This is a genomic window from Pirellula sp. SH-Sr6A (genome assembly GCF_001610875.1).
Lineage (GTDB): Bacteria > Planctomycetota > Planctomycetia > Pirellulales > Pirellulaceae > JBKCUI01.
This window is the reverse complement of sequence record NZ_CP011272.1, coordinates 1,163,348-1,177,687: the sequence shown is the minus strand read 5'-3', so window position 1 is coordinate 1,177,687 and position 14,340 is coordinate 1,163,348. Positions and strand designations below refer to the sequence as shown.

General features: G+C 53.4%; 11 protein-coding genes. 4 read left to right on the top strand and 7 right to left on the bottom strand.

Annotated elements, in window-relative coordinates:
- Nucleotides 1-13 precede the first annotated feature (13 nt).
- Together VN12_RS04505 and VN12_RS04500 are read right to left on the bottom strand one after the other, a co-directional pair.
- Nucleotides 14-1,837: a cation:proton antiporter gene (locus VN12_RS04505; RefSeq protein WP_146675703.1), complete on the bottom strand. Its 1,824-nt coding sequence runs from the start codon at nucleotides 1,835-1,837 to the stop codon at nucleotides 14-16.
- A gap of 177 nt (nucleotides 1,838-2,014) precedes the next feature.
- Nucleotides 2,015-3,370 (bottom strand): hypothetical protein, encoded by a 1,356-nt coding sequence (locus tag VN12_RS04500; protein WP_146675702.1) that lies wholly within the window; start codon nucleotides 3,368-3,370, stop codon nucleotides 2,015-2,017.
- 200 nt (nucleotides 3,371-3,570) lie between these two features.
- Between VN12_RS04500 and VN12_RS04495 the strand changes: the two genes are divergently transcribed.
- Nucleotides 3,571-4,725, top strand: a complete 1,155-nt coding sequence (locus VN12_RS04495; protein WP_146675701.1) for an MFS transporter — start codon at nucleotides 3,571-3,573, stop codon at nucleotides 4,723-4,725.
- Here the strand turns inward: VN12_RS04495 and VN12_RS04490 are convergent.
- The 5 genes from VN12_RS04490 to VN12_RS04470 all read right to left on the bottom strand — a co-directional run bounded on the left by VN12_RS04490 (nucleotide 4,706) and on the right by VN12_RS04470 (nucleotide 11,728).
- On the bottom strand, nucleotides 4,706-6,391 hold the full coding sequence (locus tag VN12_RS04490) for a sensor histidine kinase (protein WP_146675700.1): 1,686 nt from the start codon (nucleotides 6,389-6,391) through the stop codon (nucleotides 4,706-4,708). The two genes, VN12_RS04495 and VN12_RS04490, sit on opposite strands and share 20 nt — an antisense overlap.
- Entirely contained in the window at nucleotides 6,388-7,119 is a 732-nt protein-coding gene (locus tag VN12_RS04485) for a response regulator transcription factor (RefSeq protein ID WP_146675699.1), read from the bottom strand. The genes VN12_RS04490 and VN12_RS04485 overlap by 4 nt, the downstream gene beginning before the upstream one ends.
- 43 nt (nucleotides 7,120-7,162) lie before the next feature.
- Complete coding sequence (locus VN12_RS04480) at nucleotides 7,163-8,803, bottom strand: hypothetical protein (RefSeq protein WP_146675698.1); 1,641 nt, start codon at nucleotides 8,801-8,803, stop codon at nucleotides 7,163-7,165.
- 117 nt (nucleotides 8,804-8,920) lie between these two features.
- Nucleotides 8,921-10,168 carry a glycosyltransferase gene (locus VN12_RS04475; RefSeq protein WP_146675697.1) on the bottom strand — a complete coding sequence of 416 codons (1,248 nt, stop codon included), beginning with the start codon at nucleotides 10,166-10,168 and terminating at the stop codon, nucleotides 8,921-8,923.
- Between the two features lie 111 nt (nucleotides 10,169-10,279).
- Nucleotides 10,280-11,728, bottom strand: coding sequence for a TlpA family protein disulfide reductase (locus VN12_RS04470; protein ID WP_146675696.1), 1,449 nt, complete (start codon nucleotides 11,726-11,728; stop codon nucleotides 10,280-10,282).
- Between the two features lie 267 nt (nucleotides 11,729-11,995).
- Between VN12_RS04470 and VN12_RS04465 the strand changes: the two genes are divergently transcribed.
- From VN12_RS04465 to VN12_RS04455, 3 genes are read left to right on the top strand one after another with little or no spacing between them, the layout of a single operon-like run.
- Nucleotides 11,996-12,598: a CPBP family intramembrane glutamic endopeptidase gene (locus tag VN12_RS04465; RefSeq protein ID WP_146675695.1), complete on the top strand. Its 603-nt coding sequence runs from the start codon at nucleotides 11,996-11,998 to the stop codon at nucleotides 12,596-12,598.
- A gap of 59 nt (nucleotides 12,599-12,657) precedes the next feature.
- Nucleotides 12,658-13,362: a hypothetical protein gene (locus VN12_RS04460; RefSeq protein ID WP_146675694.1), complete on the top strand. Its 705-nt coding sequence runs from the start codon at nucleotides 12,658-12,660 to the stop codon at nucleotides 13,360-13,362.
- 16 nt (nucleotides 13,363-13,378) lie between these two features.
- A complete protein-coding gene (locus VN12_RS04455) occupies nucleotides 13,379-14,317 on the top strand; it encodes a formylmethanofuran dehydrogenase subunit C (protein ID WP_146675693.1) in 939 nt (312 codons plus the stop codon).
- Nucleotides 14,318-14,340 lie beyond the last annotated feature (23 nt).

Sequence of the window (14,340 nt, the reverse complement as noted above, 5' to 3'; positions counted from 1 at the left end):
ACCGTTGCGGGGATTAAACGCTCCCTTTTTGCGATCGCCCCGCTTCGGGCATGGCCAACTCTGCGCCATGGCTTCCCAATGAGAACTCTTTTTGTACGCGACGGATTTCTTCTTGGATGAGCTGTTCGTCCGCGTTGAGCTCACGTAGCAATAAGGCGGCCAACCCGATCGCTGTCTCCCCCTCTTCGGTCACCATGCCCTTTGTTCCCAATTCCTCGAGCCACGCCTTTTCTTTGAGATATCGTGCCCTCGCAAAGACTCGGACTTCCGGATTCATGTCCATTGCCGTCAAAATCACGGCAGTGCGCACGAGCATCTCCGGAATCGTCACCAACAAATAGCGTGCTTGCAGGATACCAGCCGCTTCCAAAATATCTCGACGGGTCGCGTCACCATAAACGGCGAGCTCACCGGTTTCCGAGATCGCTCGGACTGTATCGAGATTCAAGTCGATCACGATGGGCTGCACACCAAATTTTTTAAGAATGCTCGAAGCCGTCCGACCCACTGGACCATATCCGATGATGACGGCCGTTTTGCTCTGCAGAACTTCTGTTTCGGAATTCTCAATTCGATTGCGGATGGATTGATTGTGCGTAGCTCCCTTTTCCTCGGATCGTCGAAGCAACGCTTGCCAAAGCCGCGGGCGCCGTCTCAACCAAGACTCGAACGGGCCGATCGCTCGGAACAACAAGGGATTGATCGTGATCGACACCAACGCGCAGGCGACCAACAACGTGTGGCCGTCGTGGCTTAGCAGCTCCAATCGGTTGGCTTCCTCGGCCAAAAGAAACGAGAACTCGCCGATCTGCGCTAGCGCAATGGAAACGGTGATCGCGGTACGAACGGAATACCGCAAAAACCACACGATGAAGAAGGATGTCAGCGGCTTGATGAGGAGAATGATGGAAAGCAAACCAAGAAACAAGAACGGTCGCTCGATCATCACGTAAGGGTCGAACAGCATTCCCACCGATACAAAGAACAACACCGCGAACGCATCGCGCATAGGGAGTGCATCGGCGGCCGCCTGATGACTTACCTCTGTTTGACCGACAACCATCCCGGCTAGAAAGGCCCCCAATGCCATCGACACACCGAAGATGAATGCGGAGCCGGTCGCAATCGCCAAGGCGATGGCCAAAATCGACAGCGTGAACAACTCGCGAGAACGCGTGCTTGCAACGAGCCCCAGCAACCAAGGGATGACGAACCGCCCACCTCCAACCACGACGAAAGCAAGCGCCGAAACTTTTACAACCGCCAACAAAAGCGAATACCACAGACTGACGCTTTCACCCTCGGGCAACAGCTCGGCAGGAGCAAATGCCGGCAAGGCAACGAGTACCAATACCGTGAAGATGTCCTCGACGATGAGCCATCCCACCGCAATGTGCCCCTGCGGACTATGGATGATGTCATTGTCCATGAGCATGCGAATCAAGACGACGGTACTCGCTACCGAAATCGCAATCCCAACCACCATGCCCGATCGCCATCCCAAACCCGATGCGATCATCAACCAAGCCCCTAGCGCTGTAGCCACTAGGATCTGACCACACGCCCCGGGAAGTGCGATTCTGCGAACCGACAAAAGTTCACGAAGATTGAAGTGCAATCCTACCCCGAACATCAGCAAAACCACGCCGATCTCGGCTAACTCCGCCGCCATCTTCGGATCGGCCACCATCCCTGGCGTTTGCGGCCCCAGCATGAAGCCGGCTAAGAGGTAGCCGACGATAGGTGATAGCCGCAACTTTTCTGTGATTAACCCAAAGATCAATGCGAGAACGAGGCTTGCGGCTAGATTCAAGAGGAGCGCAAAGTCGTTATGCATCGGTAAGCTCGTATCCCTTCTCGCCGCAATGTGTTCAATCGATCAGAATCTAGTCCGGGAACCATTCGCAATCCCGACGCTCGATCGTACTGGTATTCTTTTCAATTGCAACGCAGATTGCGACTTTCAAGGTGGTTCATCCGCACATTGGAGCTCTTTCTTTCCCCCAAGAACGAGTCAATCTACAGGACCGACTGTTAGGTTGGATCGAGTCGATGCCCATGCCTCGAATTCCGTGAGGGCCTCAAACCTTTCTCGTTCTTCCCCTATCACCGTGCTCCAGAAAGGCTCGTGGAGGGGCATGTACTCCCGAGGCAAGACGATTTTGACTTGTGGATCGATGCTAGAGAGGATCCTTGGTAACTCCGATATCTGCCTGTAGGGATAACTCCAACTGGCAAGAACCAATGATCGGATCTGGGACTGATTGATAAAACTGGTAAAAGTTGGATTCAACATCCAACACGAAAGCTCCATTCGCTCAAGCGATGGGGAAGCGTGAAGCCGATCCCACGGAACGGGGTTCGAAATAATGATCTGGTAGATCGTCTCGGCCCGATCCGGCACAACGATCGCGGAGCCATCTGGGCGCCGTGGCATCCCGCAACCTTCCAAATGCAGCTGAGTGAGCGACGGCAACTGAAGAACTCGGGCCCAGTCCGACTCGCTCAAAAAGACCTGAGCAAGTTTCAGGCTCTGCAAGGACTGGAGCTCTTCCCATCCGTTCACCGAAGCGGACGGCTCCCGCACTGCTTGCGAGAAATCACCTACCCCACGAAGATCCGGCCATTGGAGGTTTCGAATTTCCAACTGAACGAGCGACCGTAGCTGGCCTAGTTCATCAAATGAAACAGGCGCACCACTGACATAGTCCAATCGCAGTTTCTCAAGATGTGGCAAACGATCTAAGTCTTCGAGAAAGATGGGCAAGGATTCTTTTCGCGAAATAGAAATCGACAACTCTCTTAACCGGGATTTCAACGATCCATATGCGACGGATTCCATCGGGTGGGCGACGCATTGCGTTCGAAGCGATCGAAGCGATGAATGTTCAAAGAGATGCGCTCGAACCTCCGGATCAGACCACCAATCATCGGACCCGGTGTCCACCTTGGTCAACGACGGCAGCGTAGTGAGAACTTTTCGAATCTCCTCCGCGTGCAGAGGAGAATTGCCATACGAAGGTTTTACGTGCTGGTAATGTTCGTAATCGCCAACCTTGCGGATGCAATCCAACCAAGGTTTCCTCCACCAGGATTTCCACGACTCAGCAAAAGACCCCTGACCATTGGCTTTCGGAGCGCCCCAGTCCGGACTTGGGATCGCTTCCGAAGAGGAGTACACCAAGAATCCTTTAGCTTCGAGAAAGGTAATCGTCTCAATCCTAGACCGTCTCCACACGACGAAAATGCAAACTAGACCAGTGCCAATCAGCAGGAGCAACAGAAAGCGGAGGGAGAAGCGAAGGTTTCGCTTAGGAGAGGGTGAGTGATTGTCCGACGATTCGGAATTCTTCGGATCGGTCGCATTCATATTCAGCTCACTCCCTTGTCGTACGGATGCTCTCGAACTGCAATACCCTTGGTTGCTAGAGAGCAAGGACACTTCGAAATCAAACTCCATTCTACGGCTCCGGGTAGAGAAGGAGAAAGAGATCGCGAGTGGGTCACACCTGATTCGTCTCCCCACGGAAGGGCTGGAGGGATTCAACGGGAGCTGTTACGCTTCTCGACATGTTTTTAGTCAAATTGATCTCCGCCATTGCATACATCGGTCTCGGTCTACCGGACGCGATGCTCGGGATTGCGTGGCCTTCGATGAGGCGCGATTTCGATGTTTCCTTTGACGCCCTCGGATGGATTCTCGCGTCGACATTTTCTGGCTATCTCATTTCCAGTTCGATGGCATCCCGGCTTGCGAAGCGGCTCGGAATCGGTTGGCTCCTGATCGGCAGCTGCGCGACGATGACTTTTGTCGTCGCCGGTCTTGCTTGGAGCCCGTATTTTTACTTGACCGTTGCGATTGGATTTGTGGGAGGGGTAGGAGGAGGAGCGATCGATGCTAGCCTCAACAGTTTTACGGCGCATCGATTCTCCATTCGGATGGTCAACTGGCTTCACGGATGTTGGGGGATCGGGGCCTGCATCGGACCGTTGCTGATGACTTGGGTGATCGTATCGGGTTTCTCGTGGCGTTGGGGCTACGCGATCGTGGCATTCCTATTGGCCAATACGACTTTGTTGATTTGGTGGACTCGACGGGAATGGAAAGAATCGGACGACGAAGCCATCGAGAATCAACCGCAGCATGCTTCCTTTCTTACCGCGTTCCTGGACAAACAAGTCCTCGGCCAGTGTTTTCTTTTCTTTGTCTACACCGGAATGGAATCGACGGTGGGGCAACTCCTGTTCACTCTTTGGACCGAGGGGAGAGGTGTATCGGCAAGTGTGGCTGGTGGCGCGGTAACTGGCTATTGGATCGCATTCACATTGAGCCGATTCATCATGGGACAACTCACGACTGTGTGGTCGAGCAAGCAGATTCTTACCGCATCGGGAGTCATCAGTCCTATTCTTGCTGCAGGAATCGCCTTCCCACCTTTTGCGTTCGCCGATCAAATCGCAGCGGTGTTGCTGGGCGCTTGGATCGCACCCATGTTTCCCACCTGGATAGGATTAACTCCCGCCACGGTTCGAAGCGATCGAGCCGCACAAGCTATCGGCTTTCAAGTCAGTTCGGCGGCGATCGGGATTGTAGTCCTGCCAGGGCTGATTTCTTCGATCGCTGTGGCGTTCGGGCTGGAAGCGATTCCTATCGCCCTGTTTATTCTGGCTTGTGCATTCACGATGACACAATCCGTCTTGCTGGCTAGGTCGTCGTTGCAATAGGTAGCATCAAGTCGATGCTTGTACCCACAGACCCCGAGGAGATGCGGAGGTCGCCCCCCTGCTGCTGTGCCAGGCCTCGGCAAATCGATAAACCGATACCAATCCCCGGAGCTGTATCAGCGGCTTCTTCCACCGATTTAGAAAACGGCTTCCACCAGCGGCTTCCTTTTGGAAATCCTGGCCCGTTGTCAGTAACTCGAATTGTTGCCCGCGCCTCCCCCGGTGCAGGTGGAATGACAAATAATTGCACCCGAGCGTTTGGGACATTGGATGCGTATTTGCAAGCATTATCGACGAGATTAACAAGGATCTGGGATATAGCGGAGCGATTGCCCTGCACTCGCAGCTTGAGGGTGTCGTCTGTACGGATTTCGAGACCGATATCTCCCCTCCTGCACATTCGCTGAAGAGATTCTTCTAACGCGTCCAAAAAGTCCTTCAATAGAAACGATTCAACCGGTATTTCCCGTCGCGATAAACGGAGCCTAGCATAGGCAAAGACGTTTTCGACTAGATGTTCGATGCGATCGATTTCACCCGCCAGCGTCTTCAAATATTCTCGCTTCGTCGATTCGTCACGTACCATTCCTTCATTCAACATCTCGGAATAAAGCTTGAGAGTTGTTAGTGGGGTTCGCAATTCGTGCGTGACCGCAGCCACAAACTGCTCCCGTCGATTACTGAGCCTAAGCAAGCTGAAAAGGATGATGCCTGTCCCCGCTAGGGCAACTCCGATTCCGATCCAAAGGGATGCCAGTACGAGTGGCACAGAGATGTCGCGCGGTGGCGAGATACCCGCGAGTTCACCGACGCGGTTCCCTGGAACCACGATGACCGGAAGCGTCACGAGCATGTCGGGACTTCCTTCCTTCGGCAATGGGTCAACAGCGAGAAGCGACGCCTCGGGCAAAAGATCCCGAATGAGCTGCTGTAAATCGGATTGGAGTTTCGGCCAGTCTAAAACACAGACCTGCACGGCCGGGACGCCCTCCTCGATCTCGCGAACGAGAAGCAATTCGCCTTGGGACCAAATCGGGGTGAATGGAATACCCCAGCCTGGTTCCGTGACGCCGTTTCTGCCGTTCCGAATGGAGTTTTCGATGAGGATTGAATTACCTCGCGTAAAATTCTGAGCGCGCTGCGAGAATTCATTCGCCGCAAACGAACGCGTCTGTCCATTCATGGCTAGTTGCTGCAATTCTTCCTCTGCATTCCCGTCTCCTGGCGGAATCACCCGCGAACGAAATCGAGCATACTCTCTCATCCTGTTTCGCAATGAAGTCAGCGAATGGGGAGAGCTCTCGTTCGGATCTTGCTCGCGCGGAGCGGGCGCCTCTTCTTTCACCACCCGCCGCGCACGAATCGGTATCTCTTGAATCGATACGGGATCGCACGATGCAGCAGAGTCAGGTGACCCTGTTGCGGAGTGACTTTCAGAAAGTGTTGTTTCACCCGCGACGGCGAGCGAGGAAAGAAGTGGGGCAAGCAGGGAGTCCAACCGCCAGAGGCTCAATCGAATGTTCTCTTCCAACTGTGCTTCGGTTTTTGCTTGCTGCTCCCTCCGATCCAATTCGAGAACCGTTCGAGTCAAGGCGACCGCGCCGAACAGTGCGAGCCCGCAGAATACGGAAAATCCTCCCCACAACAGTACACTGCGGTGTTTCATCCGGACGCTTCCTCCGAGGGGGCAGGAGATCCCAAGGACTGGAACATGTACCCACGTCCGCGAACGGTCAAGATGATGGACGGAGAAGTGGGATCGTCTCCCAGTTTGTCGCGGAGTCGTGCGATGTGCATATCAATCGTTCGGGTAGGAACTCCTGTAGGAGACAGCTTCCAAACGCCTTGGAGTAACTCATCGCGTGATAGAGCTCTCCCACAATGCCGGACCAGATAGAGCAGCAACTCGGCTTCTTTCTCCGAGAGTTCTTCTCGAATCCCAGTACGAAATACGATTTCTCTCCGCTCGAAATCGATCGTTCCTTCCGAAAACGAAAACGACGAAACCGACATGGGGCGTTGAGGTGAACGTCGTAAGACTGCCTCGATCCGTGCTAACAGCTCTCTCACGCTAAAAGGCTTGACAATGTAATCGTCGGCACCTTCTCGAAGCCCTTCGATACGATCCGATTCAAACCCGCAAGCGGTTAAGATGATCACCGGTAGTGTCATTCCTTCCCTTCTCAGTTGCCGAAGAATGTTCCTGCCATCCGCTCCAGGCAACACCAGATCAAGTAACATCAGATCGATATCGCCATTCTTGGCTAACTGTTTGGCTTCGGTTGCGTTCGCGGTCTCAAGCACCGAATAGCCCGTCAAAAGTAACGCATCGACAACAGCGCGGCGAATGCCGTGATCATCTTCGACGACCAATATGGTTTTCTCAGAGCGCATGGGTCCTCATTCGCGTCTAGGAGTCGGATCAACAAGACTTCGATTAATGCGACGATACGAATCTCTCATAAGTATATGACAAATCCGTAGTCATACCCGGTTGGAGTTCGATGTTCCATTCTATCGTGCCAGCTCTCTCAACCAAACGAAGCTTCTCCGAATCGATGCGAATTGAGCCGTCGTCGCTGGATTCCAAAGGTCTCCCCTGTACCGATTTGCTTATCCGAATCTTGACAGGTTTCGATTCAAAGCTCTTGAGCTGAATCTTCCCTTTCAAAGTGACCAGATCCAAAAACGAGTGAGGCTGGGGTTCATGCGCTTTGAGTTTGCGATCGATTTCGGATTCTTGGATCGATTTGGCGATATTGATCGCAGTAGTGACAGTTAACTCTCCCTTGGCCCGAACGGGAGTGTAGCGGAGAATGTCTTCGCTGAGGGGTTGGTTGCCCGAGAGTGCTAGACAGGGGCCTGTTGTCCAAGGTGTCTCGGTGGAGTTTTGCAAAACCAATCGATGCACCAAATCGGAGGTGGGATTGTCACCGTTGGTTCCTGCTGAACCTGCTTCCCACGCATATTGGTGCCCGTAGTTGATGCGTTTGGACATCAGAGTGATCACGGCGCGCTCCCCTTTCCGCACGGTGACATGCTGTTTGCTATAGACGCTGTAATCCCCAGCACCGGCCGCATCCGAGGGGGGAAGCGTTCCTAGCAACTCGCGGAAGGATGCGGAGGGGACGCTGCTGGAGGGCAAGGATTGCCCGCGGCCATTTTGAAGATCATTCGAAATCACAGCGCGATTCATGACCTGTGCCATGTTTTGAAGCGGAACCCCTGATGAGGGAATTGCCGAACCAATGCTCCGTAGAACTTGACCAACCGCGACCGGGGATAGCATGTCGGAATGGACAAAGTGCGGAACCCCCACGACAAAATGCACGTCGCAATCGATCAAGTCTTCCGCTTCATTGACCAAGGTACCGCGCAAGGTAAGTTCGGCTGTCGTTTCGTCGACAATCTTCAATGTGTACTCGGGGATCCAGACGATTCCGCTGCGAAGATAGGCCATGTTCAAGGCAACTCGGCGGGCCGCAGCACCTCCCTCCTCCACTGCGTGGAATCGAAGGGGAAGATCCATACGTTGCAACGATGTGATGTCTTGGACCGGTATGGCGGCGGCGCCGGTAGCCTGTTCGACGACAGCATATCCACCGCTGAGGGCCCTCAGAATTCCAACGGTCTCCTGTTGTGGAGCACCCGCGCGATGTGCCAATTTGACGTCCATCGACAAGGATGCTTCTAGAACCTCCTTTCGCCGCGATTCACGCTCTGCCGAGGGGATTCTGTCGAACTCGATGAGCTCACCGTTTCCGACTCCTACAATATCCACCAGTTGTTCGGGTTGGGCCGAGTAGATTGCGAGTGTACCAAACGCTGCAGGTGGAACATCGCTTGCATGCCCCCAGCCCTCCTGCAGTTCCACTTCACCCTCGCGCGTGAAGAATCCGAATCCATTTTTAAAAACCGAGACGGACTTGGTCTTCGGCTTCCAAACGTAAGGATTGCTTTCCCCTTGTTTCGATTCGTCCGCATGGATTAAACGGGAAGAGCCCATGCCGGAGAAGAAGAGGCAAACGATTGCGATAGCAACTCTCACGCGGCGAAAAGTGTCCGATGCGATATTCATTACGACGATCCTGCTGATAGAAACGGAACACGCGAACTCATTCGTTCGGCGATTCGATCTATCCTACGAATCGAGATGCGTCCGACCGTAACGGACTTGTAACAAGCTCGGATCGGCCTAGTCGCCAGGCAAGGACCGTCCTCGATCCTCGCATAGGAGGCGTGCCAGTTCCCGCAGCCCGCGACCCTTTTCCATGCGGGAGGTCAATTCCTGACAACGGGCGGGAACGGCGGGATCGCGCAGCAAGGTCTCCAGAATGGTGATCAGTCGACCCGTTCGAAAACGATTCGGTGGTAATGAGTAGGCGACCCCAAGTCGTTCCAATCTTTCAGCGTTATCAAATTGATCATGAGCCAGTGGCATGATGACCTGAGGGATCGACGCTAATAAAGCTTGAGAAGCGGATCCGATGCCACCATGGTGAACGAATGCGGCAGCTCGCGGCAGTATTTGGTCTAACGCGACATAGGGGACCCAAAGAATCGAATCGGGTAGGGGGGACGGAATTTGCTCGCGATACTCGGTAAGAAATATCGCTCGCTTTCCCATCCGTACTATCGAGTCCATCGCGACACGGAAAAAATTGGCACCATGCCGGTTGGCTGACCCAGGTGTGAAGACAATCGGTGCATCGCCTTGTTCCAGAAAGCGTTGGAGCACTTCTGGGAGCGGCTGGTCGCTGGCGTGATTCCAAAGAGGGAAGTCGGTTTGCAAGCATGGTTTCGGCCAGTCGTCTTGCAGAGGTGCATACCAATCAGGAAAAAGACACAGTGTCCCTCGCGATGAGTTCCAAGCTCGCGTGAGTTGCCGGATCGGGGGCAATCCGAGGCTTGCCCTCCAGCGGTTGAGAAAGGGACATGCCGTTCGATCCAAGACAAACCGTTCGCCGATGCGGAAAAGGAGCCGCCTCATCCACTTGGGGCCATGGAGGTTCGGCATTTTAGGAGGGTTTAAATCGCTCCACAAAACGGCAGGTTGCAGATGGAGCGTGTAGACCGGAAAGTGGAACTTCTCCATCGCCGCCAACCCACCAAATCCGAAACAGTTGACAATGCCGATCGCGCCGTCCTCTTGGCTCGCTCTCGCAAAGAACTCGTATTGTGGTGGGATGAAAGGCTTTAGGTTTTCAAAGAGGTATCCGAAAGAGCGGCGGGGATGCCACAAATCGGGATGCGACGCAATTCGACGGTAATCCTCTTCGGTGCCGATCGGGTGAAACGCGATGTCATTTCCCCGGATTCGCGACTCAAAATGCGGGTTGGTGGCTACCGTGACTCGCGCACCCCTCCGTTGCAGCTCGACGGCTAAGCCCAGCATCGGGAATACATCCCCCGAGCTGCCAAATGGAGATAAAAAGAAATGCATTTTACCTAGGATACGAAAAGCCAGTCCCGGCGATGGCGTCGAGCCTGTCGACGGTTGCCGGAAGCTGGCTTGCGCTGATCGATCCAGTTGGGTCGATCGAAATTCCTCTCGTTAGAGTTTCAGAAGCTCTTTGATTTTCGCTTCGATCCTAGCAGCCGATTGGGGCCCGGATCCGATTTGAATCAGCTGTACTTTTCCGTCTTGATCCAATACGGCGACGTGAGGGATGCCGGTAACTCCGTAGTTGTTGGACATCTCACTGTCTTTCGGAGTGACCATGGTCCGATGTTGCAGTTTGTGGAATTTGATGAACTTGTCGAGCATCGCCAGCTCATCCTCGAGAGTTACACTCGTCGGATCCATCGCTCGCTTTGCCTTTTCCGTTTCTTCATCCCAGACGTATCCATATTCATGGGTCACGCCGATGATAACCAATCCTTTCTCCGAGAACTCTTCATGCCATTTGATAAGCTCTGGGAAGGTAGCGATGCAAGGACCGCACCAAACAGCCCAAAAGTCGAGCAAGACGACTTTGCCCTTGAGTTCTTCTTGGCCAATTGCTTCGCCATTCACCCATTTCATCGGATCAAATGCGGGCGCAGCTTTGCCAATCATCTCTTTCTGCTTGAGAGCCGCTTCAATACTTCGTTCAATTCGTTTGAGCGAGGTCGCACTGGTTGTGGCGGATTTCTCAAGCGATTCGTCGCTCGCTGCAACGTCCTCCAGCGACTTGATGGCCTTTTTGAGCAATTCACCTGCAACTTCTGGTGTGTCGCGAGAGATCGAACTGATCAACGAACCATAAGTATTGGTGAACGCAGTAATCGATTCCGCGGATGGGGATTCGACAAGCAACCTTTCTGCGAGCCCCATTGCTTTGGTTTGCATTGCCTCGCGATCCGCATCGGGGAGGAAACTGAGCGAAACCACCATGGTGTTAAGCAACGTCGAGGGAAGTAACTTGGTATCGGGCGCTTCCTTTAGGAAAGTTTCCAAACGATTGATGGTTTCGATCATCACCTTCGCTGCTTCTTCATTGCTACCGCTCTGTCGAAGCGTAGTCGCCAGCGTGCGGCGCAGCGTGGTATACCCTTGTACACCTCGCTTGAAGAATTCTGGAGTATCCACCAGGGCCAACGTCGCCTTGGCCTCGCTAATTGCGTCCTCGGAGGATCCGAATTGCGAGATGACGGGCAATGCAAAGTTTGCGATGCCTGCAAGCTCTGCAATGCGATCGGGATCTTCCATCGCAGCTTTCCGCGTCGCTTCCAGCATCGCTTTGGCTTCGGCTGCAGCATCGATTCCTTCGGGAGAACCGGTTCGGAGGGAAGCGAGCCACTGTACCTTCAGTGTTCTTAAGGCAGGCAACTTCGGTTGAGTCGCTTCGAGTTCCTTGATCGCTTTCGACGCTTCAGCGAACTCTTTCTTCTGAATCAATTCCATCACAGCTCGGGCAGGATCCGGCTTCTCGGATTCTTGGGCTGCGGAAATGGTTGGAGAGGAGAAAACAATCGTTGCACCTAACAGAGTAGATGCAAGCCAACCACGCAACGTATTCATGGGATAACCCTAATGGAACAGAAATGGAGTGTGGGCAAACAAGCCTCAATGTACGTCGTTCGACGGTGGTGAAGCAAGAACCGAAGCCGAATTTCCCTGGATCGATCTACCGATCGGGAGTTTTCTTTACCAATGGCTGGGGTTCTATGCCTCTTCGTCGACTCCGAGTACGATGTTCTGCCGAGTATTTCGCAGTCGCGAAACGAACAATTTCAATAGCTTCCCCGCTCGTTGTCCAAATCCGCCTACCTACTTCCTCCCCAAAAGATGGTCAAAGACAGTCACATTTTTTGGGCTTCTCTCTTCGAGCTAACACTCGGGCTATTCGCCGTAGCGCTTGGATATTGGCTTGGCTCGCCTCCCCACGAGCATATGCCCAAACTGAGCGAAGGGGCTCGATTGCTGCACGGCTTTGGATGGGGCATCCTGCTGGGAGGCGCGATGACAGGTGCTATCCTTTTCTTGGAAAAGTTGGATTTCCAATGGCTGAGAAAGGCCTCCGAAATGGGAGAAAGGCATCTGAGAGACCTCCTCGCCGGTGCGGGGATTGTTCATATCATTGCCTTGTCGCTAGCCGCCGGAGTAGGGGAAGAATTGTTGTTTCGAGGTTGGTTGCAAGGGTGGATAGAGGATTTGTTTCAGGACTGGGGAGTCACCGGATCTTACATTGCTATTGCCACCGCTGCCGTTTTCTTCGGCTTAGCGCATCCTTTATCCAAGGGCTATATCGTTTTGGCTACGCTGCTGGGGTTTGTCTTAGGACTGAGCTTCTATTGGAGCCGAAATCTTTTTATTCCCATCATCGCTCATGCCGCCTATGACACATTCCTGATGCTCCATTTCAAAATTCAGGAAGCACACCCCAAGTAACAACGAACACGGCGGAAATCGATGGTTCGCAAAAAGTTCGGCAACGGAGAGTTATCGAGATGGGAATAGCAGAAAAGCTTGGAGATCCAACGTGGTTGTTCGATCTCGGATTTCCAGTTTCTCGATTCGATGTCACGCTCAGTAAAACGGGACTCCTCGATGATCTGACGTGGGAGCTAGGGGAAAGATACGAACTACCTGACCTTGTATCACTCTCAGATCCTGAGATTCCAATGCGGCTTCGGGCCGCGTGGCACGAACGCGGCCTGTTTTTTCAAATGGAGATTCCGGACCAGCAAAACCAAAAACCGAATTCACCATCCCCCTCCCATTCGGCCGAGGGCCCAAAACCCTTGATCATCTACCGCATCTTTTTGAACACAAGACACGCACCGGGCATTCAACGAGCAAACTCCCACTGTGTGCACTTCTTAGGCCATTCATTCGTTCCGACGAAGGACAAGCCTTTGTACTCCATCTCGTTTCGCATTGCCGCCATTGCGAGATCCAAAGATCAATCTCCTGCGGTAGGAACCCCAATGGGATGTGGGGAAGTCGCGTTGATCAATGGGGCGATGACCCGATCCAAGATTTTTATTCCTGCACATGGCCTCTTTGGTTACAGCCCTATCGTGTTTCCAGATTTGTCGATGCATTTCAGTTGCCATCGACCGAATGAAAATGAGCTCCACGTGGCCCGCAGTTCGCGGATGCCTGTTCATGAAAATCCCAGTCTCTGGTCTCATGCCAAACTCATCGACTGAAAGCCGCGGCTAAATCATGTCACTCCTCTTGGAATGGAAGACGCCGAACCCGCTCTGGGTCGACATGCAAAACTTGTCCTTCGACGAATTGGCAAAGGCCGATCCGAAGCAAGCTGCCTTGTTCCGCGTGTCGGTCGAAGGTCGTTCGACACCGCTTGGGGATCTCGTGCGAATTTCTAGACTTCATTCGAATGTAGAAGGCATAGCGTTACCGACCGTGATGGCCCGAGGGGACTTTTCTCGCGCACTGCGCATGGGTGCCCGATTGCAGAATACCTGTTTGATCATCGACGGAAACGCAGGTGATGGGATCGGAAAACAGCTGAATGGTGGGGCGATCTATGTGTTGGGTGAAGCGGGCAATTACGTCGCCGAAGACATGAAACGCGGCACGCTTTGTATATTTGGCAATTGCGGCAATCGGCTCGCTGGTCCCTCCGCAGGCCGGCTTAAAGGTATGGAAGGGGGCGATGTTTTGGTCTACGGTTCGGTCGGTGATCGCTTGTGCGAGCGGATGCGTAGAGGCACAGTGTTCGTTGCAGGGAACATTGGTGCATACGCTTGCCATCAAATGATCGCAGGAACGGTCGTCTGCCAAGGAGAAGTGGGTGCATCCTGTTGTCTAGGAATGAGACGAGGCACTTTGTTCGCGACCCGTTTGCAGCCAAGGGTGCAAAACGAGAATCCCGATAATGGGGTGTCCCGATCTCTCCAAGGATTGTTCACCAATCCAAGACCTTTTGAGTTGAGTTTTCTGGCATTGCTTTGGAAGCATCTTCAATCGATGGAAACCCAAGTACAACGCGATCTCGCACGATGGGGATACGAAGGGCACCGTCGCCTCGCAGTCCCCAATACTCGTTGGGTTCATCGCATGCTAGGGGATCTTCAAGTGGATGGGAGAGGTGAAATCTTATTACCTATTCCGCCTTCCGGGTTACACAGTCAGCAGTAGCAAAGTTAGCCGTAGGAGTGCTC

Excerpts from the sequence above, each read along its gene's own strand:
- VN12_RS04500 (WP_146675702.1), bottom strand. The coding sequence starts at position 3,370 with ATGAATGCGACCGATCCGAAGAATTCCGAATCGTCGGACAATCACTCA.
- VN12_RS04460 (WP_146675694.1), top strand. The coding sequence starts at position 12,658 with ATGGGAATAGCAGAAAAGCTTGGAGATCCAACGTGGTTGTTCGATCTC.
- VN12_RS04475 (WP_146675697.1), bottom strand. The coding sequence starts at position 10,168 with ATGCATTTCTTTTTATCTCCATTTGGCAGCTCGGGGGATGTATTCCCG.
- VN12_RS04485 (WP_146675699.1), bottom strand. The coding sequence starts at position 7,119 with ATGCGCTCTGAGAAAACCATATTGGTCGTCGAAGATGATCACGGCATT.
- VN12_RS04465 (WP_146675695.1), top strand. The coding sequence starts at position 11,996 with ATGGTCAAAGACAGTCACATTTTTTGGGCTTCTCTCTTCGAGCTAACA.
- VN12_RS04480 (WP_146675698.1), bottom strand. The coding sequence starts at position 8,803 with ATGAATATCGCATCGGACACTTTTCGCCGCGTGAGAGTTGCTATCGCA.
- VN12_RS04495 (WP_146675701.1), top strand. The coding sequence starts at position 3,571 with ATGTTTTTAGTCAAATTGATCTCCGCCATTGCATACATCGGTCTCGGT.
- VN12_RS04455 (WP_146675693.1), top strand. The coding sequence starts at position 13,379 with ATGTCACTCCTCTTGGAATGGAAGACGCCGAACCCGCTCTGGGTCGAC.
- VN12_RS04490 (WP_146675700.1), bottom strand. The coding sequence starts at position 6,391 with ATGAAACACCGCAGTGTACTGTTGTGGGGAGGATTTTCCGTATTCTGC.
- VN12_RS04505 (WP_146675703.1), bottom strand. The coding sequence starts at position 1,837 with ATGCATAACGACTTTGCGCTCCTCTTGAATCTAGCCGCAAGCCTCGTT.
- VN12_RS04470 (WP_146675696.1), bottom strand. The coding sequence starts at position 11,728 with ATGAATACGTTGCGTGGTTGGCTTGCATCTACTCTGTTAGGTGCAACG.